Origin of the sequence: Pseudomonas sp. GD03842 (genome assembly GCF_029841165.1) — a bacterium.
Taxonomy (GTDB): Bacteria; Pseudomonadota; Gammaproteobacteria; order Pseudomonadales; family Pseudomonadaceae; genus Aquipseudomonas.
The window spans coordinates 114,489-140,116 of the sequence record NZ_JAOCEA010000014.1; the positions used below are offsets into that span (position 1 = coordinate 114,489).

Below are 25,628 nucleotides of genomic sequence, written 5' to 3' on the forward strand. Positions count from 1 at the left end.
GGCATCACAGGCTTCTGCTCCTGAAAGTGTTGCTGCGTCGCTAACCCTTCTTTTCGGTCAGGCCCGGATGCGAATCGCCGACTGCGTGCGACCCTCGTTGTTGGAAGGTTGTGCTCTGATTCTCTCGTGAGCCATTAACTGTGATGGACTTCGGTTGAGAATTGGCACGTTCTCGCCGGAAAGGTCAGTATCTGTTTTTTCAAACAGTTTCATAAGCTCGTCCAATGCTGATGTATAAGTGGCAACCTGTTCTTGCATGAGCGAAGACTCGTTGATCAGTTGGGTGATGTAATTGATTTCTATGCTCGATAGGCTGTTGCCAATGTTCAGAACTTTTACTCGGCTGTTTCCCTCTATCGCGAAGTCAAAGGATTTGTTGGCAAGCCCGGGGTTTTGCGTGGTGAGGCTGAATTTGAATGTTTCTAGCGCGTTTTTCAGCTCATTAAGGGCCCCCTCTGCCAAGAGCTCCTTTCCCCAAACGTCAAAAAGTCTGCATGTCCAGCAGCACTCGCCCTCTTTTAGCGGAATCATCCCGGTTCCCCAGAGATCCTCATCCCTTGAGTAATTACGGTTCAAATCCTCAGCGGTGACGCTGGTTGGAAAGCAGCTTTTCGGGAGGAAGCGGTCGACTACGTAGAGTGTTTGCCTTTGCATCGCGCCCAGGTCTTCAGGGCAACTCCAGGTTTCGGGAAGCTCGCCAGAGGGCATTTCCGTCACCCGGTACTCATTTATCAACAGCTCGGATCTTTTGATTTCCATTTTCATTCCCTCACTGATTTATCCATACCCCTCGCATAACGGTCGTCAGCGAAAAATCTTTGCCTGATAAACCAGTAGGAAATTTCCGAAGTGCATCCCGAGCGTGAACCCGTTCTCAAACCCTCGCCACCTGCGCCGCCTTAGGGCTCCCCAAACGCTTGTTCAACTCCAGCCAGTTCGACAACAGCAGCATCAAACCCAGCCCCAGCAGCGCTGTAATCACGCGCATCTGCCAGGCGTCATTGGCCAGGGCGTTGATACCGTCGGCCAACGGGGCGAGGAGGACGCCCAGGCAGAAGATCTCCAGTGAGTAACGTCCCATGCGGCAGGTTTGCCGGGCGGGCCAGTTCTCCAGCCAGGCGTGGGAGGCGGGCAGCAGCCTGGCGACGACATACACCAGCGCCACGAAGTGCAGGAGACGCAGGGGTGACAGATCGGTCTTGCTGATCGGGTAGATCAGATCAGATAGCGCCGTGGGCATCAGCGCGTCGTGGACGGCGGGAAATTTCCACAGGAAGGTGAGCGTGCCCGCGGCCAGCAGGTACAGGGCTGCAGCGAGAAACAAGGGCTGTCGCCAGACAGGGCGACGCTGAGGCAAAGGGACGCAGGGGCGTTGCGTGTACAGCGCAAAGGCGCCGCCGAACACGAAGATCAGTTGCCACGCCACTGGGTTGAAATACCAGTATCCACCGCCTTCGTACGCCCGCAAGTTCCAGCCGAACAGCGGAACCATCATGTACAGCGCGATCGACAGCGCCACGGCGACCGCCACATTGCGCAGCAGAATCGGCAGGATCAACGGCAGTGCCCCCATGAGCAGGATGTACAGGGGCAGCGGGTCGGTGAGGTTGGGTTTGAAGCGCAGCAGCAATTCGTCGGCCAGTGCCTGCTGAGGATTACCGACGAAGTATTCCAGGCCCATCTCGCGCACCATGTCGCGCGTGTCCACATGGTTGTTGGCCACGAAGACGATGCCCATCAGCAAGGTCAGCAGGAAGATATGCGCGACGTACAGCACCCAGGTCCTGCGCAAGATGCGCAAGCAGGCGACGGTATAGCCATCGCGCTGGGCAACCCGTCCATAGGCGAGCACTGCGGCATAACCGGCGAGGAAAACGAACACCTCGGCGGCATCGCTGAAGCCAAAATTGCGCAAGGTCAGTTGCGCGAAGGGATTTTCCGGTACGTGATCCCAAAAAATGAAGATCAGCGCCAGGCCCCGAAAAAAATCGATGCGAGGGTCGCGTTCGTTCGTCATGACGATGAACTCTACAGTCTGTTTCAAAGAAGAGGGTCTGCCCTGGCCAGGGTTCAATGCGAGGAGGCGGGGCGGATCAGCGGCGCGCAGAGTCGCGCTTTGGCGAGTTAAAAGCAAAGTCGGGGATATTACAGAATGTTGACAGGCCGCTCCGCCCAGCGGCGCTGCGGCCCTGTCACCGTCAGGACTGCGATGGCAATGAGGCAGCCCTCACCGCCATCGTATCCGCTGTCGGACGCACAAGCGGCCCCTTAATCGATTTCGTTTGGCTCGAAGCTGTCAGCCCGTGCCATGCGCCACATCCGCGAGTAGAAACTGTCGTCAACGATCCCGTTGAGTAACTGACCTGGCTGCAGGAAGACGTGGGATTGCGAAAATAGCTTGATCTCGGTCGCTGACTGACGACGCACCAAGTGCTTTGCCTCAAGCTGCGAAGGCGCGTCAAGGCCCGCTGCGGCGATCATTTCGGCCAAGGCATGGAGTGTGCTGCGATGGAAGTTGTACACCCGCTGCGCCTTGTCAGGCACCACTAGGGCACGCTGTCGCAACGGGTCCTGGGTCGCCACGCCGGTGGGGCATTTGTTGGTGTGGCAGGACTGGGACTGAATGCAGCCGATCGCGAACATGAAGCCCCGCGCCGAGTTCGCCCAGTCGGCGCCGATAGCCAGCACGCTGGCAATGTCGAATGCGCTGACAATCTTGCCGCTGGCGCCCAGCTTGATCTTGTCGCGCAGGTTCAGACCCACCAGCGTGTTGTGCACGAACAACAGCCCCTCGCGCATCGGCACACCCATGTGGTCAGTGAATTCCACCGGGGCTGCACCGGTGCCGCCCTCGGTGCCGTCAACGACGATGAAGTCAGGCAGGATGCCGGTATCCAGCATCGCTTTGGCGATCCCCATGAACTCCCAGGGGTGGCCCAGGCAGAGCTTGAAGCCCACGGGTTTGCCGCCCGAGAGCTCGCGCAACCGAGCGATGAACTGAAGCATTTCCATTGGCGTGGAGAACGCGCTGTGACGCGAGGGCGAGATGCAGTCTTCACCCATCGGAATGCCACGGGTTTCTGCGATTTCACGGGTGACCTTGTGCTTCGGCAAAATGCCGCCGTGGCCTGGCTTGGCGCCTTGGCTCATTTTGATTTCGATCATCCGCACCTGAGGATCCTGCGCCTGCTTGGCGAATCGCTCCGGGTCGAAGCGGCCGTCTTCGGTGCGGCACCCGAAATAGCCGCTGCCCAGCTCCCAGGTCAGGTCGCCGCCGTGCTCGCGGTGGTAGGGGCTGATGCTGCCCTCGCCGGTGTCGTGGGCAAAATTGCCGAGTTTCGCGCCTTTGTTCAGGGCGCGGATGGCATTGGCACTGAGGGAACCGAAGCTCATGGCGGAGATGTTGAAGATCGACGCCGAATAGGGCTGTTTGCACTGGGGCCCGCCGACCGTCACACGAAACTGGTTGGGGTCGGCCAGCGGCGCGGGGCGCATCGAGTGGCTGATGAATTCGAACCCGGTCTGGTAGACATCGATCAGCGTGCCGAAGGGCTTGTCAGCCGATTCATTCTTGGCCCGCGCATAGACCAGCGAACGCTGCGCCCGGGAAAAAGGCAGGGCGTCGCTGTCGGCTTCGAGCAGGTACTGGCGGATTTCCGGACGGATGGTTTCCACGGCATAACGGATGTTGCCCAGGATCGGGTAATTGCGACGCACCGAATGCGGGACTTGGATCAGATCGAAAATACCGATCAGGCTGAGGATTGCGGTGGTGAGGGTGAACGGCCATAGCCACTCGTGATGGAGAAACGGAAGGCTCAGCAGGGTAAAAAGCACGCAGCCCACGAAGAAGGCGTAGCGACTGAGAAGCGACAGGTTCATAGGCGATCCTTTAGGTCTTTACACGGTAAATACGGTAGCGCTGTGCCGCGCCTTTGTTTCGGCAAGACGTTTCCGGCTTCAGGCACTCTGCGCCTGAAGGAAAATCGAGAACAGCTCGGACTGCGATTTGATCCCCAATTTGCTGTAGATGTGTTTCTTGTGTACGCGGACGGTCTCGGCGGAGATAGCCAGTTTGCGCGCAATTTCCTTGCTCGAGCAGCCGCTGAGCATCAAACGGCCTACGTCCAGTTCCCGCGCCGTCAACTGCGCTCCGCGGCTCTGCTGCACCGAGGCCTCCAATTGCGCGCGCCAGTCGCTGGCAGGCAGCTGAGGCGCGGTTCGTTCCTGATCGGGCGGGATCTCGCCAGTGGGCTCAGCCAGTTCGAAGGGCAGACGTTGGCGCAGCAGGGCAATGACCCAGGGTTGAATCAGCGACAGCAGCGCTAATTGCTCGGGATCGAAGCCTCGCGTCGAGCCCAGCGACAGGCAGAGCGTGCGGTCGGCATCGAGTTGGCAATTGAACTGGATTTCATCGGCGACCACGTTCAGCCGGAAATAGCGCTGGTAGTACTCAGTCAGTTCGAAGTGCTCCGGCGCGACTTCGGCCAGGCGAAACAGACCGCTTTGCGAACGCTCGCGGCTGGCGATGTAGAACGGGTCGAGCAGGTAAAGGCCTTTGAGATAATCCTGGAACAACTGGTCGGGGCTGCCGTCCTCGCCGGGCGATTCGGCAAACACTTGCGGGCGTTGCCCGGAGCCAAACTGCAGCACCACCCAACTATCGAAGGTGACGTATTGGTGAAGCAGACGCACCAATTGGGCCCAGAAATTCGGTCGGTCCAGCGCTTCGATCAGTTGCGCGACCGAGCGATGCCAGGCGATGTCCTGAAGTGCGATGGTCATGACTCTACCCCTATTGGGTTACTACAGCTGCGTAATACCCCGTAACACGTGCTGATGCGCATACTGCCCGCACAGCCAAGGGTCAGGCCAGCATTTTGTGCCTGATCGGCCACGCCACTCGATAAGGAGAACCCATGAAGGTCGAATTCGCCCAACTGTCGGGCCAGGACAATGGCACGCGCCATAACCTGGAACGGGCGCTGAATGCGATCGCGGCATGCGCCGCAGACACGGCACTGATCGTGTTCCCGGAAACGCACCTGATGGGCTTTCCTTCCCGCGAAACCGTGGCGGCAGTGTCCGAGCCACTGGACGGCCCTACCGTTCGGGCCGTGCAAGAGGCTGCCCGCCAGCGCGACGTGTCGGTGGTGATCGGCATGGCCGAAAACGACAATGGCCATTTCTACAACACCACGCTGCTCATCACTGCGCAGGGCATAGCGCTGCGCTACCGCAAGACCCACCTGTGGGCGTCGGATCGAGGGGTGTTCACGCCGGGTGACCGGTACGCGACGTGCCTGTGGAATGGGGTCCGGGTCGGCCTGTTGATCTGCTACGACATCGAGTTCCCCGAATCGGCCCGTGCCCTGGCGCAACTGGGCGCCGAGCTACTCATCGTCACCAACGGCAATATGGACCCCTACGGCCCGACTCACCGTACCGCGATCATGGCCCGCGCTCAGGAAAACCAGGCGTTCGCGCTCATGGTCAACCGGGTGGGCGAGGGCGATGGCGGGCTGGTGTTCGCCGGGGGCAGTGCGCTGGTCGATCCGTTCGGCACCCTGCTCGTGGAAGCCGGGCGCGATGAGTGCCAGTTCTCTGCCGAGCTAGACCTGCGTCAGCTTCAGGCGGCCCGTCGGGACTACCGCTATCTGGACGACCAGCGCTTGCGCCTGCCGGGCGAAGTGACCGAGCTGGCCAACGGCGTGCGCGAGCTGTTGATTCCCCGATACACCTGAACGCTGTCCCCAATGGGCGCCGCTGCAACGAGCGCCCGTGGGTTGCCATTAAAAGAAAAGCCTTTGTTCTGCCGAACTTTCCTCTGCCATAAAACCTATAAATTCGGAGTAGTCGCTCATGGCTCGTTTGCAACGCACCCTTTCATTAGGGTCGGTGGTGCTCTTTGGCATCGCCTACATGACCCCCATCATCGTGCTCGGGACATTCGGCATCCTTGCACAGTCCACCGGCGGGATGGTTCCCGCGTCTTATCTTGCGGCACTGGTGGCGATGTTCTTCACCGCCATGAGCTATGGTCGCATGGCGGCGGCATTCCCCGTGGCGGGCTCGGCGTACAGCTATGTGCGCAAGGCGATCAGCCCCAAGCTGGGTTTCATCGCCGGTTGGGCGGTGCTGCTCGATTACCTGTTCCTGCCCATGGCCATCTGGCTGATCGGCGCGGCGTACCTCGGTTCGGCGTTCCCCTCGGTGCCGCAACCGGTCTGGGTGCTGGCCTTCATCGTCGTCACCAGTCTGATCAATATCGTCGGCCTGAAACTGGCCAACACCGTCAACGCCTCGCTGATGATCATCCAGTTTCTGGTGCTCGCCGCGTTTGTGGCGCTGTGCATTCACTACGTCGGCGGCGATGCCAGCAAACCGCTGTGGACACTGACCCCGTTCCTCAACGGCGACATGCAGGTGCCGCTGATCATGAGCGGTGCGGCCATTGCCTGCTATTCGTTCCTGGGCTTCGACGCGGTCAGTACCCTGACCGAAGAAACCCGTGACCCAAGTCGTACCATTCCGAAAGCGATTATGCTGATCACCCTGATCGGCGGCCTGATCTTTGTGGGCGTGTCCTATTTCGTGCAGTTGGCCCACCCTTCGGCGCAATTCGAGAACGTCGACTCTGCCGCGTACGAGATCGCCCGCAACATCGGTGGCGACCTGTTCGTGACGATCTTTCTCATCGGGTTGATCGTCGGACAGTTCGCTTCAGGCTTGTCTGCCCAGGCGAGTGGCTCGCGGCTGCTGTATGCGATGGGGCGCGACGGCGTGCTGCCCAAGTCTTTCTTCGCCGGCCTCAGCGAGCGTTTCGGCACGCCGGTCAACAGCATCCTGCTGTGTGCGGCCGTGGCTTTGCTGGCGCTCAAACTGGACGTGACCACCTCGACTTCGTTCATCAACTTCGGGGCTTTCCTGGCGTTCAGCCTGGTCAACCTCTCGGTGATCTTCCATTACTGGATCGCAGGCGACAAACGCGGCGTGCGCGAGCTGGTGCTGTTTTTGGTGTGCCCGCTGATCGGGTTGGTGGCGGACCTGTGGCTGATGATCAGCCTGGACAAACTGGCGATCATGCTCGGTGTCGGCTGGCTGGTGCTCGGTGGCGTCTACCTGGCATGGCTCACCGGTGGGTTCCGCCGTCAGCCGCCTGAAATGGATTTTCAGGAAGCGGCCTGATCTGACGTGACACCTTACCCGTAGGAGCGCGCTTGCCCGCGACAGCGTCGGGTCAGTTGACGCCGCAGTGTCTGGCAGTGCGCAATCGCGGGCAAGCGCGCTCCTACAGTGTCTGCGGTGAGGTTTTTCGCTGCATTTCGTCAAGCAATACGGGGGCAGGACTGGACTAACGGCGCAAATTGCTTTTAGCTCTGCGACCTGAAATCCAGGAGCTTCCCCTTTGAAAAAGTCAGTCGCCATCGTCTTCGGTGGGCAATCCTCCGAACATGAAGTGTCGTTGCAATCGGCGCGCAACGTGATCAATGCGATTGATCGCAACACCTACTACGTCACCCTGATCGGCATCGACAAGCAGGGCCATTGGCTGCGTTTCGATGAACGCGATTATCTGCAGAACGCCAACGATCCAGCGCACATCAGGCTCAGCGATTCCGGTCGTCTGCTGTCGTTGTTGCCGGGCTCGCAGGGGCCGCAGTTCGTTGAAGTCGAGACGGGGCTGGAGGTGCCGCGCATCGATGTGGTGTTCCCGCTGATCCATGGCAGCACCGGCGAAGATGGCGCGCTGCAAGGCCTGCTGCGCTTGCTCGACATCCCTTGCGTCGGCCCTGACGTGTTGGGCTCGGCGGTGTGCATGGACAAGGACGTGACCAAACGCCTGCTGAGGGACGCCGGTATCGCCGTGGCGCCGTTTGCGGTTCTGCATCGGGGCGAGTCGGTGGATTTCCTCAGTGTTTCAGCGCAGCTGGGCCTGCCGCTGTTCGTCAAACCGGCCAGTCAGGGTTCGTCGGTCGGCGTCAGCAAGGTGACCGACGAGGCGAGCTACGCCGCCGCGTTGAAGCTGGCGTTCGACTATGACCACAAGGTTCTGATCGAACAGGGCATCGTCGGGCGTGAAGTCGAATGCGCAGTCCTGGGCAATGCGGCCCCGACGGTCAGTGTGTGCGGTGAAGTGGTCGCCAATGACGAGTTCTATGCTTATGACACTAAATACCTGAACGACAGCCAGGCGCGCATCGCCATCCCCGCCGACTTGCCCCTCGACCTTAGCGATGAAGTGCGTGAAGTGGCGTTGCAGGCCTACCGTGTGCTCGGCTGCGCCGGGCTGTCACGGGTGGACTTCTTCGTCACCGAGGCGCGCGAGATCATCATCAACGAGGTCAATACCTTGCCAGGCTTCACCTCGATCAGCATGTACCCGAAATTGTGGCAGGCCAGCGGTTTGAGCTATCCGGAATTGATCGACCGCTTGATCGGCCTCGCCCTGGAACGGGCTGAGGACATGCGAGCGCTGAAAACCGAGGTAGTACTGTGAAGGTGATACGGATTGCAGCTGCGCTGCTGATCGGTGCCGATGGTCGGACCCTGCTGGTGCGTAAGCGCGGCACCCAGGCGTTCATGCAGCCGGGGGGCAAGATCGACCCCGGCGAGTCGGCGGCCCAAGCGCTGGGCCGGGAGTTGAACGAGGAGTTGGGATTGGTCGTCGATGTCGCGCAAGCGCAATTCCTTGGCGAGTTTTCCGCCGTTGCAGCCAACGAGCCAGGTTTCGAGGTGAACTGTCAGTTGTATCGGCTCGACGTCGATCAGGCGGTCAACCCGGCCGCTGAAATCGAAGAAATCCTCTGGGTCGACGGCGGCAGCCTCGACCATCTGCACTTGGCGCCGCTGACCCGGGACTCGATTCTTCCCTTGTACCGAAGCCTGCAGTTGGCTTGAGCGCTCCCCCCGAACCTGGAGGCGCGACGCGTTATCCCAGGGCGGCGCGGTCACCGTACCGCGCTGACGCCGTCCAGTGTCGAAAACGACGTGTCCTTCGCCGTCAACAGGAAGTCGCGCATGTAGGGTGCATCCAGCATGTCCGCGCGAATCGCCGCATACAGCGTTGCGAACAGGCCTTTGTCCCCCAGCCGCTTGGCCTTCACGTAACCCCGTGAGCTGTATTCATGCAGCGCCCAGTGCGGCATCCCGCATACGCCGCGACCACTGGCGACGAGTTGCATCATCATGACGGTCAGTTCCGACGTGCGTACTTGCGCAGGCTCGATGTCCGCAGGCTCCAGAAAGCGGGTGAAGATATCCAGCCGATCGCGCTCCACCGGGTAGGTGATCAGCGTTTCGCTGGCCAGGTCTTCCGGCAACACGAACGGCTTGCCCGCCAGAGGGTGCTGGTTGGCAACCGCCAGCATGGCTTCGTAGGTGAACAGCGGCACGTAAGTAATGCCGGGCAAGTCCACCGGGTCGGAGGTCACCACCAGATCCAGATCCCCGCGCGCCAAGGCAGGCAGCGGAGCGAAGGCGAAACCGGACGCCAGATCGAGTTCCACCTCGGGCCACGCGTCACGGAATTGATCGATCGTCGGCATCAGCCACTGAAAACAACTGTGGCACTCAATGGCCATGTGCAGACGTCCTGCCACACCACCGGCCAGACGCGAAATGTCGCGTTCGGCATTACGCAATTGCGGCAGCACCGAGTCGGCCAGTTGCAGCAGGCGCAAACCCGCGCTGGTGAAGCGCACGGGTTTGGTCTTGCGCACGAACAACGGCATGCCCATGCGCTCTTCCAATTCCTTGAACTGGTGGGAAAGGGCCGACTGAGTCAGGTGAAGCCGATCGGCGGCATCGACCAGGCTGTCGGCCTCGCGCAGCGCGTGCAGAGTTTTGAGGTGGCGAATTTCAAGCACCGTGGCGCTCCATGAATGAATTTTGTGATCAACGCGAAAACAATGAGTTTGTCTCATGTCCTTCGCGCTGTCGACAATGGCGACCTATTTCGAATGGAGTTGCCATCATGGCTCTGGCCCATAACCTTGGATTCCCCCGCATCGGTGCCGATCGCGAACTGAAAAAAGCCCTGGAAGCCTACTGGAAAGGCGAAGTCGATCAGCCCGCGCTGCAAGCCGTTGGCCGCGATCTGCGTGCCGCCCATTGGCAGGTGCAAAAAGAAGCCGGGATCGAGTTGCTGCCGGTCGGCGATTTCGCCTGGTACGACCAGGTACTGGCTCATTCCCTGACGCTGGGTGCCATACCTGAGCGGTTCGCCGCAACCCGCGACGATAAGGGGTTGCCGACGCTGGACACGCTGTTCGCCATGGCGCGCGGCGCCGCCGGCCAGTGCTGTGGCGCAACCCACGGCGCGGTAGGGTATGCGCAGGAACTGACCAAATGGTTCGATACCAACTACCACTACCTGGTCCCGGAGTTTACTGAAGACCAGCGGTTCAGCCTGAGCTGGACCCAACTGTTCGATGAAGTCGACGAGGCGCTGGCCTTGGGGCATCAGGTCAAGCCGGTGATCATCGGTCCGCTGACGTACCTGTGGCTGGGCAAGGCCAAAGGGGACGGTTTCGACAAGCTCGACCTGCTGGATCGCCTGCTGCCGATTTACGGCGAGATCCTCGGCCGTCTGGCGGGGCAGGGCGTCGAGTGGGTGCAGATCGATGAGCCGATCCTCTGCCTCGACCTGCCTCAGGACTGGAAAACCGCTTTTGAGCGTGCCTATCACAGCCTGCAATACTCGCCACTGAAAAAATTGATCGCCACTTACTTCGGCGGACTGGAAGACAACCTGGGCCTGGCGGTCTCGCTGCCGGTGCACGGCCTGCATGTCGATCTGGTGCGGGCGCCCGAGCAATTGCCCGCATTGTTGGACCGTTTGCCCAGCTACAAGGTGTTGTCATTGGGCGTGGTCAACGGTCGCAACGTCTGGCGTTGTGATCTGGAAGCCGCACTCGAACGCCTGATCGAAGCCCAGTCGCGGTTTGCCGACAACCTGTGGGTCGCCGGCTCCTGTTCGTTACTGCACAGTCCGGTCGATCTGCAGCGTGAGGATCAGCTCGACGCGGAGCTGAAAGGCTGGCTGGCGTTCGCCACGCAAAAGTGCGGGGAAATCGCCATTCTCGGCAAGGCCCTCCATGATGCTCAGGCGCCAGACGTCCAAGCGGCGCTGGCGCAGAGCCGTGCCGTTCAGCTGAGCCGCAAACAATCGCCACGCATCCATAAGGCGCAGGTCCAGGCTCGGCTGTCGGCGATCAAGGCCGACGACTTCCAGCGCCAGTCGACCTTTGCCAAGCGCATCGCCGTACAACGCGCTCGCCTGGCGCTGCCTGCCTTCCCGACAACGACCATCGGCTCTTTCCCACAGACGGCTTCGATCCGTCTGGCCCGCCAGGCTTGGAAGCAGGGGAAACTGTCCGCCAACGATTACCACGACGCCATGCGCGCGGAAATTCGTCACGCGGTGGACATTCAACAGCGTCTCGGGCTGGATGTCCTGGTGCATGGCGAGGCTGAGCGCAACGACATGGTCGAATACTTCGCCGAGCAACTGGACGGCTATGTGTTCACCCGCTTCGGCTGGGTGCAGAGCTATGGTTCGCGATGCGTCAAGCCCGCTGTGATCTACGGCGACCTCAGCCGTCCGCAGGCGATGACCGTCCGCTGGAGCGAGTACGCCCAGAGCCTCACTGACAAGGTGATGAAAGGCATGCTGACCGGGCCTGTGACCATGCTGATGTGGTCTTTCCCGCGTGAGGATGTGTCGCGCAAGGTCCAGGCGCAGCAATTGGCGCTGGCCCTTCGCGATGAAGTTGTCGACCTTGAGCAGGCCGGCATCAAGATCGTGCAGATCGACGAAGCGGCGTTTCGTGAAGGCTTGCCCTTGCGCCGTGCACAATGGGATGAATACCTGGAGTGGGCCGTTCAGGCGTTTCGTCTGTGTGCCTCCGGGGTGCGGGATGAAACACAGATCCACACGCACATGTGCTACAGCGAATTCAACGATGTCATCGAAGCGATCGCCGCCATGGATGCCGATGTGATCACCATCGAAACCTCGCGCTCGGACATGGAACTGCTGGAAGCCTTCAAGGCCTTCGCCTACCCGAACGATATCGGGCCTGGGGTATATGACATTCATTCGCCGCGGGTGCCCGACAAGGAAGAGATGGTCAGGCTGATGAGCAAGGCGGCCCAGCGCATCCCTGCCGAGCGGTTGTGGGTCAACCCGGATTGCGGTCTGAAAACCCGCGCCTGGCCAGAAACCGAGGCTGCGCTGGTGAATATGGTGGCTGCCGCCCGGCAACTGCGCTCGGAACTGGCTCCAGTGCCAAGTGAAAGTTCGTTCGTGGGCAAACGCGCTGCGACCGTGTGAGCGGCGCATCTTTGGCTGTATTCAGGCTGTGACCGTTCCCACGCTCCGTGGGAGCGCGTCCGTTAAAGGATCGGGTTAGCGACCGGCGGCTCCATCAAGCCGCTGCCGCTAAGCCGCCTTCATCAAAATGTCACGCAACTGTGGCAGCGCGCTTTGGAAAACTTCATCAGACTCGCGGCCTACTGGGTTTTGCGTGTCGGGATTTTTTCCATGCGTTTCTTGTGTTTTCTGGCTGCGCTCCTGTGCAGCCTGTCCTCTCTTGCGGCCTCGCGTTGCGACCCCGACGTTCCCACCCAAGTGGCCGAGCTCGATGACGTGCATCTGGCGTACCAGAGCATTGGGCGGGTGAGCGATCCGGCATTGTTGCTGGTCATGGGGCTGGGCGGGCAGTTGATTCACTGGCCGGACGAGGTGGTCGTCGCCTTGTGCGAGCAAGGTTTTCGGGTGATCCGGTATGACAACCGCGATGTCGGGCTGTCGACCTGGGTCCAGGCACCCACGACCGTCAACCTCACCTATGAAGTGCTGCGTTACAAGATCGGGCTGCCGGTGACGGCCCCCTATACGCTGACCGACATGGCGCAGGACGCGTTGGGCCTGATGGATGCGCTGCACATTCAGCGGTTTCACGTCTTGGGTGCCAGCATGGGCGGCATGATTGCGCAGCATCTGGCCGACATGGCGCCTCCTCGCATCGAAAGCCTGACCCTGATCATGAGCAGTTCCGGGGCGCCGGGTTTGCCCATGCCCAGCCCTGCGCTGTTGCACCTGCTGGCGCGGCGAGGCGCAGCGGACCGTCAGGCTGCCTTGGAACAACAGGCCGATCTGCTTGCCGCACTGGGCAGCCCGGCCGTGAAGGACGATCGAAAGAAGCTTCTGCAACAAGTGGCGCTTGCCTACGACCGTGCCTTCAACCCCGAAGGGGTCAAACGGCAGATTCTGGCGATCCTCGCCGAACCCAGCCGCGTGGCGCTGCTCAATCGCCTGCGGGTGCCCACGCTGGTGGTGCATGGCACCGCCGATCCGCTGCTGCCTGTCATGCATGGCGTTCATCTGGCAGCGCATATCCAGGGTAGCCAGTTAAGACTCATTCCTGGACTGGCCCACCGTTTCCAAGAGGCGTTCAAGGCGCCGTTGCTCGCCGCAGTGTTGCCGTATCTGCGACAGCATCGCGAGGACGGCTCGCCTATCGCGCAACTTTGAAAGAACCCCTATCTCCGAAGGCATGCGCGAGTTGGCGACAGCCATCTTTCGGTCATATGAGCCTTGACTGAAGCACCGTGCTCGCGAGCACAGGTTCTCCACGTTTTGTCGTGCAGTGACATGAGCGTATCGTGCACCTTTCCCTCTTTCGCACGAGGCTGTCATGAGCATTCCCCTGAAAATCGACTTCATTTCCGATGTGTCCTGCCCGTGGTGCATCATTGGCTTGCGCGCCCTGGACCAGGCGCTGGAGCACTTGAGCGATGAAGTTCGGGCGCAGATTCATTTTCAGCCATTCGAGCTGAACCCGAAGATGGGCGCGCAAGGGCAGGACATTTTCGAACATATCGCTGAAAAATACGGTTCTACCCGAGAGCAATATCAGGCCAACGCCGAAAACATCCGCGAGCGCGGTGCGGAACTGGGCTTTGTCTTCAAGCAGGGAGAACGTCGTATCTACAACACCTTCGATGCGCATCGCCTGCTGCATTGGGCGGAGCAGGAGGGCAAGCAGAAGGCGCTGAAAGAAGCGCTGTTCACCGCCTATTTCAGCCACCACGCCGAGGTGTCATCTCACAAGGTACTGGCCGATGTCGCGCAAAAGGTGGGGCTTGATAGGGTGCGCGCTGAAGCCGTTCTCACCTCGGGCCAGTACGCCGCAGAAGTCCGCGAGCTCGAACACCTGTGGGTATCCCGAGGCGTCAGTTCGGTGCCGACCATCGTGTTCAACGATCACTATGCGATATCCGGTGGTCAGCCGGTGGACGTGTTCGTCAGCGCCATTCGTCAGATTGTCAGCGAGCAGTCGAGCGTCATCGACCCTGCCCCATGATGCGCTACGCTGAGTGACGCCCTGCGGGCCAGCGCGTTTCTGACAGCGGGCGAACGGTTCTTCGGGGCGGTAATCCGATGTCGCAGACGGAACGAATTTTCTTTTGCGATCAAAAAACTCCTTGCTCCCTTCAACCTTTTTCGGATATCAATTTGTACATGATTAGACAGGTTCGATTCGATAAGAAAAAACGTGTGGTCGATGAGCTCGCGCGCCGTATAGAAACCGGGCAGATGGGATCGGGCGAGCTGTTACCAGGTGAAAACCTGCTGGCTCAGGAATTCAATGTCAGCCGCGGGACGTTGCGAGAAGCGTTGTCCGAGCTCAAGCGTCGCAACTACATCGCGACCCAGACCGGTGTCGGTTCGATCGTCACCTACGATGGCATTTCGCTGGACCAACGCGCCGGGTGGGCGCAAGCGCTGGCCGATACCGGCGCCCGCGTCAGCACCGAAGTCCTGCGGCTGGTGGCAATCGAGCGGCCGGACCTCGAAAGCCGTTTCGGTACGGCGCGTTTCATTGCGTTGGACCGTCGCCGCACGGCGGAGGATGGCAATGTCGTTTCGCTGGAGCGGGTGCTGGTACCGGCGGTCGACGGGTTGGAAAACCTGCCTCAGGAGGGGCTGATCGACGACTCGCTGACCGTCACGATGGCCGCCCATGGCTACATTGGCGATCGCGGTGACCAGTGGATTGGCGCCGAGCCATTGAACGCTGATGACGCTGCGCTGTTGTTGCGTGAGCCTGGCACTGTGTTTCTCAAGGCGATACGAACGACGTTCGATCGCCGGGAGCGTTTCATGGAGCACGTGGAAAGTCTTTTGGACCCCGTGCATTTTCGTCTGCATCTGGCATTTGGATCGAGTACATGACTGCATTGATCGACATTCGCGAACGTGCGCAGGCCGCTTTTTATGGCTTGGCCCTTGGCGATGCCTTGGGCATGCCCACGCAATCGCTCAGCCGCGAGCAGATCAAGCAGCGCTATGGCCGTATCGTTACCCTGACCGCCGCCGATGCGGATCAACCGATTGCCCCTAACATGGCCGCTGGGTCGATCACCGACGACACCGAACAGGCGATCCTGGTTGCCGAGTTGCTGGTGGCTGGACAGGGCCGGATCCAGCCCTCGGACCTGGCCCAGACGCTGATCGATTGGGAAGCCGTCATGCAGGCCAAGGGTTCGCAGGACTTGCTTGGCCCGTCCACCAAGCGTGCCATCGAAATGATTCTGGCAGGCCATACCCCTGAGGAAGCAGGGCGCTTCGGTACCACGAACGGTGCGGCGATGCGTATCACGCCGGTGGGTATCGCAGCCGACGTCACCGAAGAAGCGTCGTTCGTCGAATCGGTCTTGCAGGCGTGCCAAGTCACCCACAACACGACACTGGGTATTTCCAGCGCGGCCGCCGTGGCGGCGGTGGTTTCGGCGGGAATCAACGGGGCCGACCTGAGCGCGGCGCTCGACATCGGCGCGCATCTCGCAGCAAGGGCCGAGCACCATGGGCACTGGGTCGCCGGCGCGCGTATTTCAGCCCGTATCGAATGGGCCCGGCGGTTGAGCGAGGACACGCCCTCTGCGCAATTGCCGGACGTGGTCTACGACGTCATCGGCACGTCGGTGGCCTCGCAGGAATCCGTGATCGCCGCTTTCGCCCTCGCGCAGCACGTTGCGATGGACCGGATATCGGCTTTCGATGCGCTCTGCCTGGCCTCCAGCCTGGGCGGCGACACGGACACCATCGCGGCGATATTGGGGGCGATGACCGGTGCATGCCAGGGCATGACGGCTTGGCCGCAAGCCATGATCGAGCAGATCAAGGCCGTGAACCGCCTCGATCTTGAACCGATGGTCGACCGATTGCTGGCACTGCGCGCGGCCTGACCACCGCCGAACATTGATTTGAATAAGACACACATCGCCCCGCGCTCGGCGGCGATACGGGGCTTCCTCGTCTTCAAGGGCCGTCCCGCACGACAAGGAAGTCCTTTGCTTTACGTACTGCCCACAACCAGAACAAACGGCAACAGGAGCATCCACATGACATCATCCAACGCCAGTCAGGGCGCAGGACAGCTTGAAACACGCGGTATCGAGCCGGTTCCGGAAAATGAGTGCAACGGTCATCCGCTGCAACTGTTCTGGGTCTGGTTCGCGGCGAACATCAGTATTCTTGGCCTTCCACTGGGCGCGACCTTGGTGGCGTTCCGCGGCTTGTCCATCGGGCAGGCCATCGTCGTGGCCATTCTCGGTGCCGCGGGTTCCTTCGCCGTGGTCGGTGTCATTTCGATTGCGGGGCGCCGGGGCCGCGCGCCCAGCCTGACCCTCTCGCGCGCCATCTTCGGTGTACGGGGCAACATCGGCCCGACCATCGTGTCGCTGATGTCGCGCCTGGGCTGGGAGACGGTGAACACCACCACAGCAGCGTTCGTGCTGCTGTCGCTGTGTTCGATCTTGTTCGGCACTGCGGTCGAGGCGAAAAACTCACCCGGCCTGACCCTGCTGTTCATTGCCATCTTTGTGTTGATGACGCTCACTGTGTCCGGGCTTGGGCATGCGACGCTGTTGGTCATTCAGAAATGGGCCACGTACATCTTCGGCGCGCTGAACGTTCTGGTGGGTGGCTTCCTCATCGCCCACATCGATTGGAGCGCGGTGTTCAGCGCGACGCCAGCGCCCCTGAGCGCGATGATCATCGGTGTCGGCACCATGGCCGCGGGCACCGGCATCGGCTGGGCCAACGCGGGCGCCGACATGTCCCGCTATCAGCATCGCAGCGTCAAGGCGACCCGGCTCGTCGCCTCTGCAGCCTTCGGGGCTGGCATTCCGCTGGTCTTGTTGATCACCCTGGGCGGCTTGCTGTCGGTGGGCAACGACCACCTGGCTTCGGCGACCGATCCGATCATTGCGATCCGCGAACTGCTGCCGACTTGGATGGCCGTGCCCTACCTGATCACCGCCTTCGGCGGCCTGCTGCTGTCCAACAACCTTTCGGTGTATTCGGCGGGTCTGACCACCTTGACCCTCGGTTTGAAGATCAAACGCGTTCATGCGGTGATCGTCGACATCGTGGCCATCTTCGCCGGTTCGATCTACTTCATGCTGATCGCCGACAGTTTTTATGGTCCATTCATCACCTTCATTTCACTGCTGGCGGTGCCGATCACGGCCTGGGTGGGGATCTTCGTGGTGGACCTGATTCACCGTCACCTGTACTCGGCCAAGGACTTGATGGATGTCTCGCCTACCAGCGCCTATTGGTACAGCGGCGGTGTGGAGTGGCGTGCGGTGGGTGCCTGGGCGCTGGCCATCGTGCTCGGTTTCAGTTTCACCACCGTGGCGACCACGCCGGAAAACGTACTGTTCAAAGGTTTCCTTTCCGACTCCTGGTTCGGGCATAACGGGCTGGGCTGGATCGTGACCTTTGTGGTCGCTGGCGGCCTTTACGCCATCCTCGGCGGTTCTCGCGACCGCCGCGTCGCCCCTGAAGAGGCTGCTCATGCCCGCTAGATTGTTCTACACCGGCCAGGTCGTAGTCGACCTGGTCATGGCCCTCGACGCGCTGCCCCGTTCGGGCGGCGATGTACTTGCCCGTTCGGCCAATTTCGAAACTGGGGGCGGGTTCAACGTAATGGCTGCGGCCTGTCGCAACGGCCTGCAGACGATATACCTCGGGCGGCACGGTCATGGCCGCTTCGGTGATCTGGCGCGCCAGGCCATGGCCGCGGAAGGCATCGAGGTGGCGACTGCCGCCTCGACCGATCAGGACACCGGTTTGTCGGTGGCGTTGATCGAGCCGTCTGCGGAGCGTTCGTTCATCTCCTATGTGGGCGCCGAGGGCGGGTTGTCCGATTCGGACCTGAACAGCCAGGTCGTGCAGGCGGAGGACTTCGTGTTTGTCAGCGGCTACAGCCTGCTGCACAAACACAAAGTGTCGACGCTGCTGAACTGGTTGGGTCAATTACCGCGAGAGGCACGTGTGGTATTCGATCCGGGCCCGTTGGTGAACTCACCCGACAGCACAGAAATGCAGGCGATGCTGCCCTTGATCGATCTGTGGACCAGCAACTGCGAAGAAGCGTTGCGCTTCACCGGTCGCCAGACCATCGCGGACGCGTTGGCACAACTGGCGCAATGGTTGAAGGGTGACGCGATGATCGTCGTGCGGGACGGCCCGAATGGCTGCTGGATTCGGCGAGACAACGCAACGCTGTCTGTCCCTGGCTTTCCGGTCAAGGCCATCGACACCAATGGCGCGGGTGATGCCCATGCCGGTGTGTTGCTGGCCGGATTGGCAGCGGGGCTTGGCGCGGAGCAAGCGGCGTTGCGGGCCAATGCGGCGGCGGCCATCGCGGTGACCCGTTGGGGTCCGGCGACCGCGCCAGTGGCGGCCGAGGTCGATCAATTGATTGGCGCATCGCCGTGAGAATGAACGGGCTCGCGAACGATTAGGTTCAGGCCCTTTGATCGGGCTGAATCAAGGTAGTCGCGAGCCAGCGTTCAGTCGGGCCTTACCCCAACCCATACTTCTTTACCTTGTCGAACAGCGTGGTCTTGGCCATGCCCAACTCCTGGCTGGCCTGGCTCAGGTTGCCGCCGCTGCGTTGTAGCGCCTCGCTGAGCAGGTTGCGTTCGAAGGCTTCCACCGCCTCTGAAAAACCCAGGCTTTGTGCCTGGGTCGCCAACCCTGATTTTTTGAATGCCGGCAGGCCTAGCGCATATCGCTCGGCCACGTTGCGCAGTTCACGCACATTTCCCGGCCAGTCGTGGGTCATCAGTGCCGTCATCGTCTGCGGGTCCAATTGCGGGGGCTCGCGATCGAAGCGCAGCGATGACTGCTGGAGAAAGTGTTCGAACAATTGCAGGATGTCTTCGCGACGTTCGCGCAGGGGCGGCAGTTCAAGCGTCACGACATTGAGGCGGTAATACAGGTCGCTGCGAAACTGGTTTGCCTTGCTCAAGTCGGCAAGATCCGCCTTGGTGGCGGCGATGACGCGACAGTCCACCGCCACGCTCTGGTTCGACCCCAGCCGCTCAAGGGTGCGCTCCTGCAAGACCCGCAGCAATTTGATTTGCAGGTTGATCGGCATGCTTTCCACTTCGTCGAGGAACAGCGTGCCATTGTGGGCGTGCTCGATCTTGCCGATTCGTCGCTTGCCCGCACCGGTGAAGGCGTTGGCCTCGTGGCCGAAGATTTCGCTCTCGAAGAGGTTTTCCGGCAGCCCTCCGCAGTTCAACGCGACGAATGGGTGCGCGTGACGACGACTGAAATCATGCAGGCAGCGGGCGACGAGCTCTTTGCCGGTGCCGGTCTCACCCTCGATCAGCACGTTGGCCGAGGTGTCGGCGACATTGGCGATCAACGCGCGCAGGTTCTGCATCGCGGCCGATCGCCCGATGATTTTGCCTTCCAGCGAGTCGCGCTCGGCCAGTTGCCGGCGCAGCGACCAGACTTCCCGCGCCAGCCCGCGTTGTTCGAGCGCACGCCGGGCGACCTCGACCAGGCGCTCGGGGGAAAAGGGCTTTTCTATGAAGTCATAGGCGCCGTCACGCATGGCGCCCACTGCCATCGACACGTCGCCGTGACCGGTGATCAATACGACGGGGAGGGTGCGATCCCGCTCCTTCAGATGCCTGAGCAGCGTCAGTCCGTCCATGCCTGGCAGGCGGATATCGCTGATGACGATGCCGGCGAAATGTTCGCCCACGATCGCCAGCGCCTCTTCGGCACTGCCCACACCCTGGCTGTGGATGTCCTCCAGCGTCAGCGCCTGCTGGCACCCGAGCAGCACATGGGGGTCATCTTCGACGATGAGGACGGTCAGTTCAGTGTTCAATTTCATGCCTCATCGGTATGTGTAAGAGCGCGCGTGCCTGCGATGAACGATAACGCGGTACATCCCACAGACCGCGTTATGGTTCATCGCGGGCAAGCGCGCTCCTACAGGATTGGTAACAGCCAGCGGATTCATGACACCACCAACGGCAGAATCAACACGAACATCGTTCCACCCTCGGACGGGTGTTCGGCGTTCAGGCTGCCCCCGGCGGCCGCAGCCAGGCTGGCCGAGAGCGTCAACCCCAGGCCCAAGCCTTGTTCGCCAGGCTTGGTGGTGAAGAACGGCTCAAACAAATGCTTGCGCGCTTCGACGTCAATACCATGGCCGTTGTCCCGCACCTGCAGGCGATAGCGGCCTTCGAACGCGTCGCCCTGTAACCACAACACGGGCAGGGGCTGGGCCTGCATGGCGTCCAGCGCGTTGCCGATCAGGTTGACCAGAATCTGCTCCAACCGGGTCTGGTCGATGGCCAGTTCCACTTCATCGAAATGCTGGTTGAGCTCCAGTGGGCTGCTTTCCAGGCGTCCGGCCAACAACTGCAGCGCCGCCTCGACGGCTTTGCTCAACGACGCCTGGCCTTTGTCTTCGCCGCGTCGGGCGAAGGCGCGCAGGCTGGCGGTGATGCGCCCCATGCGATCGATCAGGTCATTGATCGTGCGCAAGTTGGTGGTGGCTGTGTCCAGTGCCCCGCGCTCGATGAAGCGGACAGTGTTGCCCGACAACGTTCGCAATGCGGCGAGGGGCTGGTTGAGTTCGTGGGCGATGCTGGTCGACATCTGACCGATGGCCGCCAGTTTGCCCGCTTGCACCAGTTCATCCTGTGCCTGACGCAGGGTTTCCTCGGCTTGGCGCCGTTCGCGAATCTGCCCCTTGAGGCGTTCGTTGCTGGCCCGCAAATCCGCCGTGCGCTCGGTGATGCGCCGCTCCAGTTCATTGTTGGCCTGTTCCAGCGCTTCGCGTGCCGCCAGACGTGTGGCGATGACTTTGCGTCGCTCGTTCCAGGCAATCAGCAGAAACGCCACGAGGGCACAGGCCACCGCTACCAGCATGCCTTGGTTGGCGGCCTCCCGACGCAGATCTTCCAGCGGCGAGAGCAGGGTCAAGTGCCAGGGGGTGTCCGCCAGATCGCGGGTCTGTGCCAGGTAGCTCACCACCGTGTGTTCGTGGTCGACGCTGCTGTTGGCGGGGAAGGTGAGTTTCTCGACGCCGTCGGCGATGAGCTCGCGCTCCAGTGGCACCAGCTCGTTCAGCGGCCACCAGTAATATTGCAGGCTGCGGGCCAGGCGCTCTTTGATTTGCGGCGTGAGCGGGCGAACCGACTTTAACCGTCGTGCCGGGTCGCTGGAGAGAATGATGATTCCGTTTTCGTCACTGACGAAGGCCTCCAGGCGCGCCCGTTGCCAGCGCTCCTCCAGGGCCTCGAGGCGGACCTTGATCACAGCCACGCCGATGATCTTGCCTTTTTCTTCCAGCCCGTGGGCCAGATAGTAGCCCGGCTCGCCGGTGGTGCTGCCGATGCCGTAGAACCGACCCGGCTGCCCGCGAATGGCGTCCTGGTAATAGGCGCGGAAGGAGAGGTCCTCACCCAAATAGCTGTCGGCGTCGCGCCAGTTGCTGGTCGCCAGCACACGGCCGGTGGTGTCCAGCACGTAGATCGCACGGCTGCGGCTTCGACGGTTCAACCCTTCGAGGTAATCGTTGACCTTGCCCCGCAGTTCCGGAGATGGGTCGTTGAGCAGGCTCGATACATTGGACTCCAGCTCGAGCACGCTGGGGAGGTAGTTGTATTTGTTGATTTCGCTTTCGACGGTGCGGGCATGCAATTCGAGCTGGCGCTCGCCATTCTCGCTAAGCGACTTGATGCCGTTCTTTTCGCTGTACAGGTACGTGAAGTAACCCAGTGCAATCATCAGCAGGATGATCAGCGGCGGCAGGAACAGTTGGCGAATCAGGCGGGGTTTCACAGTCAGTGATGGCGGCGTACTAAGAGGTGGATCGCATTTCATCACAGTCGTCCTGGACCGACCAGCCGCTCGTGTCATGGATGTCGACACGAACGGCCAGCGGGTTTTGCGCCCTTGTGAGGCTTGAATCAATCAGTGCTGCAGGATTTTGTTCAGGAAGTGCTGCGCGCGCTCGGAACGGGCGTTGATGTCGCCGAAGAACTCTTCCTTGGCACAGTCTTCGATGATCTGGCCCTTGTCCATGAAGATCACGCGGTCAGCCACTTTGCGGGCGAAGCCCATTTCGTGGGTCACGCACATCATGGTCATGCCCTCGTGGGCGAGCTGCACCATCACGTCGAGTACTTCGTTGACCATTTCAGGGTCAAGCGCGGAGGTCGGTTCGTCGAACAGCATGACGATCGGGTCCATCGCCAATGCGCGGGCAATCGCCACACGTTGCTGCTGCCCGCCGGACAACTGGCCCGGATGCTTGTGCGCATGCGCCGACAGGCCCACGCGCTCCAGCAGCGCAAGGCCTTTCTGGGTGGCCTCTTCTTTGCTGCGGCCCAGGACCTTGATCTGCGCGATGGTCAGGTTTTCCGTGATGGTCAGGTGCGGAAACAACTCGAAGTGTTGGAACACCATACCGACGCGGGAGCGAAGTTTAGGCAGATTGGTCTTGGGGTCGGCGATAGACGTGCCATCGACCACGATGTCGCCTTTCTGAAAAGGCTCCAGTGCGTTGACGCACTTGATCAGGGTGGATTTCCCCGAGCCCGAAGGGCCGCAGACGACGATCACTTCGCCTTTCTTGACCTCGGTGCTGCAATCGGTCAGCACCTGGAAGTCCCCATACCACTTGTTGATATTTTTGATGGAAATCATACGGCTAACCTTTTTTGCATGAGCTTGACCAGACGCGAGGCCACGAAGCTGATGATGAAATACACGAGACCGGCAACGATGAGGAACTCGTTGGAGCGACCGATGATGTCGCCGTTGGAGCGGGCCGAATTGAGGAAGTCCACCAGGCCGACGGTGTACACCAGCGAGGTGTCCTGGAACAGAATGATGCTCTGTTGCAGCAACAGCGGGGTCATCTTGCGGAACGCCTGAGGCAGGATGATCAAGCGCATCATCTGGCCGTAGGTCATGCCCAGAGCCTGCGCGGCGCCCATTTGGCCTCGGGAAATCGACTGCACGCCGGCGCGGACGATTTCACAGAAATAAGCGGCCTCGAACATCATGAATGCCACGACGCAAGAGGTGAACGCACCCACAGGCGTGTCTTGGCCGGTGATCCAGCGCAAAACGAAGGGCACCGCCAAGTAGAACCAGGTGATGACCAGCAGAAGCGGGATCGAACGGAAATAGTTGACGTAGGCGCCGGCGAGGTTCGATAGCACCTTGTTGTGGGACAAACGCATCAGCGCCAGAAGCGTACCGATGACGATGCCGCCGATCACGCCCATGACCATCAATTGGAGGGTCATCAGCATGCCGTTCCACAGGCCCGGAATGGCCGGAATGACGCCAGAGAAGTCCATCATTTACCTCCCACGGAAATCAGGCCCGGCACCGCGACTTTCTTCTCGACCAGACGCATGAGCAGCATCAGGCTCATGTTCAGGGTGAAGTAGATCAAGGTGGCGAGGGTGAAGGCTTCGAACAGGTTCGCGGAAAACTCGGCGGTCTGCTTGGTTTGAGCCAGCAACTCCATCAGGCCGATCAGCGACGCCACCGACGAGTTCTTGAACACGTTGAGGAATTCGGAAGTCAGCGGCGGGATGATGATCCGGTACGCTTGCGGCAGCAGTACGTTCCAGTAGATCTGCGGCAGTTTGAACCCCATGGCGCGCGCGGCGGATTCCTGGCCGCGAGGCAACGCCTGAATACCGGTGCGCACCTGCTCGCACACCCGTGCGGCCGTGAAAAGCCCCAGGCACACGACAACACTCAGGAAGGCCGAGGTGGTCGGATTCAGGTCTTGCTTGTACCACTCCTGCAGGTTCTCGGGCAGCAGGTCCGGCACCAGGAAGTACCAGATGAACAGCTGCACCAGCAGTGGCACATTACGGAAAATTTCCACGTAAACCGTGGCAATAGACGACACGATGCGGTTGGGCACCGTACGCATGACACCGAGCACCGAGCCCAGCACCAACGCGATGATCCAGGCGACGATGGAGATGCCGATGGTCCAGCCCAGACCGGAAATGTACCAGTCCAAGTAGGTCTCGCTGCCCACGCCGGTGGACTTGAAGAACACGCTCCAGTCCCAGTTGTAATTCATCAGGGTCTCCCCTCTGATCGATCGTTATGCACGCACACCGCTATGCAGCGGCTTCCGGAGCCGCACTGCAGCTCCGGGAGTCAGGCTTTCACTTTTGTCGCGTGTGAAGAGAAGGACTTATGCCTTCTTCTCAGGAGCAGGCTTGTCGTTCGGGCTCTCGATCAGCTTCTGCAGCTCAGGGCTCATCGGGAATTCCAGGTTCAGGCCTTTTGGCGGAATCGGCTGGGTGAACCATTTGTCGTAGATCTTCTTGATCTCGCCCGACTTGTAGAGGCCAACGATCGCGTCATCCACAGCCTTCTTGAAGGCAGCGTCGTCCTTGCGAACCATGCAGCCGTAGATTTCATAGGATTGCGGGGTGCCGGTCACGTGCCAGTCAGTTGGCTTCTTGGCCTTGGCCATTTCGCCGGCCAGCAGGGCGTCGTCCATCATGAAGGCAACCGCGCGGCCCGATTCCAGCATCTGGAAGGATTCACCGTGGTCCTTGGCGGAAATGACGTTCATGCCCATCTGCTTGTCGGCGTTCATCGCTTTGATGATGCGCTCGGAGGTGGTGCCTGCAGTGGTGACGACATTCTTGCCTTTCAGGTCATCGAAATCGTTGTAAGGCGAGCCGACTTTGGTCAGCAGGCGAGTACCGATTTCGAAGATGCCGACCGAGAAGTCGACTTGCTGGGCGCGCTCGGCGTTGTTGGTGGTCGAACCGCACTCAACGTCGACCGTGCCGTTCTGAACCAGCGGGATGCGGGTTTGTGAAGTGACCAGGTTGTAGTTGACCTTCAGGTCTGGCTTGTTCAGGTCTTTCTTGATCGCCTCGACGATAGCCAGTTGGATGTCATGGGAGTAGCCGCCGGGCTTGCCCGAGGCGTCCGCGATGTAAGAGAACGGAATCGACGAGTCGCGGTGACCGAGGGTAATGGTGCCCGAATCATTGATTTTCTTCAGGGTGCCGGTCAGTTCCGCGGCAGACAGCGGGGTGCTGATCAAAGCGGCTGCTGCAACGGCCACGCCTAGAATGTGGGGAACGATACGCATCTGTTAATCCTCGACTTTGTTTTTCTTATGGGTCCGGTGTTGGGTCGGCCCTATCGTTTCAGAACGCTACAACGGCGGCCCAATCAGGCGGCACGCTACATCGGAGCAATCGTGATGGAGTGTAGAGCATGAGTCATGCCA

The 25,628-nt window shown here is 60.7% G+C and carries 22 protein-coding genes; 11 read left to right on the forward strand and 11 right to left on the reverse strand.

Features of this window, described 5'->3' with window-relative positions; genetic code table 11:
- Positions 1–57: 57 nt before the first annotated feature.
- The 4 genes from N5D61_RS19795 to N5D61_RS19810 form a co-directional block, all read right to left on the reverse strand.
- A complete protein-coding gene (locus N5D61_RS19795; protein WP_279893931.1) occupies positions 58–759 on the reverse strand; it encodes a hypothetical protein in 702 nt (233 codons plus the stop codon).
- Positions 760–874: 115 nt separating this feature from the next.
- Positions 875–2,017 carry an OpgC domain-containing protein gene (locus N5D61_RS19800; protein ID WP_279893932.1) on the reverse strand — a complete coding sequence of 381 codons (1,143 nt, stop codon included), beginning with the start codon at positions 2,015–2,017 and terminating at the stop codon, positions 875–877.
- Between the two features lie 251 nt (positions 2,018–2,268).
- Positions 2,269–3,882, reverse strand: a complete 1,614-nt coding sequence (locus N5D61_RS19805; protein ID WP_279893933.1) for an FMN-binding glutamate synthase family protein — start codon at positions 3,880–3,882, stop codon at positions 2,269–2,271.
- A 78-nt stretch (positions 3,883–3,960) separates the two neighbouring features.
- A complete protein-coding gene (locus N5D61_RS19810; protein WP_279893934.1) occupies positions 3,961–4,785 on the reverse strand; it encodes a helix-turn-helix transcriptional regulator in 825 nt (274 codons plus the stop codon).
- Between the two features lie 134 nt (positions 4,786–4,919).
- Between N5D61_RS19810 and N5D61_RS19815 the strand changes: the two genes are divergently transcribed.
- The 4 genes from N5D61_RS19815 to N5D61_RS19830 all read left to right on the forward strand — a co-directional run bounded on the left by N5D61_RS19815 (position 4,920) and on the right by N5D61_RS19830 (position 8,901).
- Entirely contained in the window at positions 4,920–5,744 is an 825-nt protein-coding gene (locus N5D61_RS19815) for a carbon-nitrogen hydrolase family protein (protein WP_108239360.1), read from the forward strand.
- Positions 5,745–5,862: 118 nt separating this feature from the next.
- Positions 5,863–7,188, forward strand: a complete 1,326-nt coding sequence (locus tag N5D61_RS19820) for an APC family permease (RefSeq protein ID WP_279893935.1) — start codon at positions 5,863–5,865, stop codon at positions 7,186–7,188.
- A gap of 220 nt (positions 7,189–7,408) precedes the next feature.
- Complete coding sequence (ddlA, locus tag N5D61_RS19825) at positions 7,409–8,500, forward strand: D-alanine--D-alanine ligase (RefSeq protein WP_279893936.1); 1,092 nt, start codon at positions 7,409–7,411, stop codon at positions 8,498–8,500.
- On the forward strand, positions 8,497–8,901 hold the full coding sequence (locus N5D61_RS19830) for an NUDIX domain-containing protein (RefSeq protein ID WP_279893937.1): 405 nt from the start codon (positions 8,497–8,499) through the stop codon (positions 8,899–8,901). Before ddlA ends, N5D61_RS19830 begins: the two co-directional genes overlap by 4 nt.
- A gap of 50 nt (positions 8,902–8,951) precedes the next feature.
- Here the strand turns inward: N5D61_RS19830 and metR are convergent, their stop codons facing one another.
- Positions 8,952–9,869, reverse strand: a complete 918-nt coding sequence (gene metR / locus N5D61_RS19835) for a transcriptional regulator MetR (RefSeq protein WP_279893938.1) — start codon at positions 9,867–9,869, stop codon at positions 8,952–8,954.
- Between the two features lie 107 nt (positions 9,870–9,976).
- Here metR and metE point away from each other — a divergent pair, with 107 nt between their 5' ends.
- From metE to N5D61_RS19870, 7 genes are all read left to right on the forward strand, one after another.
- On the forward strand, positions 9,977–12,337 hold the full coding sequence (gene metE, locus N5D61_RS19840) for a 5-methyltetrahydropteroyltriglutamate--homocysteine S-methyltransferase (protein WP_279893939.1): 2,361 nt from the start codon (positions 9,977–9,979) through the stop codon (positions 12,335–12,337).
- Positions 12,338–12,547: 210 nt separating this feature from the next.
- Positions 12,548–13,540, forward strand: coding sequence for an alpha/beta hydrolase (locus N5D61_RS19845; protein ID WP_279893940.1), 993 nt, complete (start codon positions 12,548–12,550; stop codon positions 13,538–13,540).
- Positions 13,541–13,703: 163 nt separating this feature from the next.
- Complete coding sequence (locus N5D61_RS19850) at positions 13,704–14,372, forward strand: DsbA family oxidoreductase (protein ID WP_279893941.1); 669 nt, start codon at positions 13,704–13,706, stop codon at positions 14,370–14,372.
- 158 nt (positions 14,373–14,530) lie between these two features.
- Entirely contained in the window at positions 14,531–15,244 is a 714-nt protein-coding gene (locus N5D61_RS19855) for a GntR family transcriptional regulator (protein WP_177411095.1), read from the forward strand.
- Complete coding sequence (locus tag N5D61_RS19860; RefSeq protein ID WP_108239368.1) at positions 15,241–16,257, forward strand: ADP-ribosylglycohydrolase family protein; 1,017 nt, start codon at positions 15,241–15,243, stop codon at positions 16,255–16,257. The genes N5D61_RS19855 and N5D61_RS19860 overlap by 4 nt, the downstream gene beginning before the upstream one ends.
- A 156-nt stretch (positions 16,258–16,413) precedes the next feature.
- Positions 16,414–17,883, forward strand: coding sequence for a cytosine permease (locus tag N5D61_RS19865; protein WP_108239369.1), 1,470 nt, complete (start codon positions 16,414–16,416; stop codon positions 17,881–17,883).
- Entirely contained in the window at positions 17,873–18,799 is a 927-nt protein-coding gene (locus tag N5D61_RS19870; protein WP_279893942.1) for a PfkB family carbohydrate kinase, read from the forward strand. Before N5D61_RS19865 ends, N5D61_RS19870 begins: the two co-directional genes overlap by 11 nt.
- Before the next feature lie 85 nt (positions 18,800–18,884).
- On the opposite strand, the gene N5D61_RS19875 is transcribed toward N5D61_RS19870, so the two are convergent.
- The 6 genes from N5D61_RS19875 to N5D61_RS19900 form a co-directional block, all read right to left on the reverse strand.
- The gene (locus tag N5D61_RS19875) at positions 18,885–20,216 is read right to left on the reverse strand and encodes a sigma-54 dependent transcriptional regulator (RefSeq protein WP_279893943.1); all 1,332 of its coding nucleotides are present in this window, start codon (positions 20,214–20,216) and stop codon (positions 18,885–18,887) included.
- 125 nt (positions 20,217–20,341) lie between these two features.
- The gene (locus N5D61_RS19880) at positions 20,342–22,219 is read right to left on the reverse strand and encodes an ATP-binding protein (protein ID WP_108239372.1); all 1,878 of its coding nucleotides are present in this window, start codon (positions 22,217–22,219) and stop codon (positions 20,342–20,344) included.
- 90 nt (positions 22,220–22,309) lie between these two features.
- Positions 22,310–23,044, reverse strand: a complete 735-nt coding sequence (locus N5D61_RS19885; RefSeq protein ID WP_108239373.1) for an amino acid ABC transporter ATP-binding protein — start codon at positions 23,042–23,044, stop codon at positions 22,310–22,312.
- Positions 23,041–23,709 carry an ABC transporter permease subunit gene (locus N5D61_RS19890; RefSeq protein ID WP_177411096.1) on the reverse strand — a complete coding sequence of 223 codons (669 nt, stop codon included), beginning with the start codon at positions 23,707–23,709 and terminating at the stop codon, positions 23,041–23,043. The genes N5D61_RS19885 and N5D61_RS19890 overlap by 4 nt, the downstream gene beginning before the upstream one ends.
- The gene (locus tag N5D61_RS19895) at positions 23,706–24,452 is read right to left on the reverse strand and encodes an amino acid ABC transporter permease (RefSeq protein ID WP_279893944.1); all 747 of its coding nucleotides are present in this window, start codon (positions 24,450–24,452) and stop codon (positions 23,706–23,708) included. Before N5D61_RS19895 ends, N5D61_RS19890 begins: the two co-directional genes overlap by 4 nt.
- Positions 24,453–24,569: 117 nt before the next feature.
- Positions 24,570–25,487, reverse strand: a complete 918-nt coding sequence (locus N5D61_RS19900) for a glutamate/aspartate ABC transporter substrate-binding protein (protein WP_279893945.1) — start codon at positions 25,485–25,487, stop codon at positions 24,570–24,572.
- Positions 25,488–25,628: the final 141 nt, after the last annotated feature.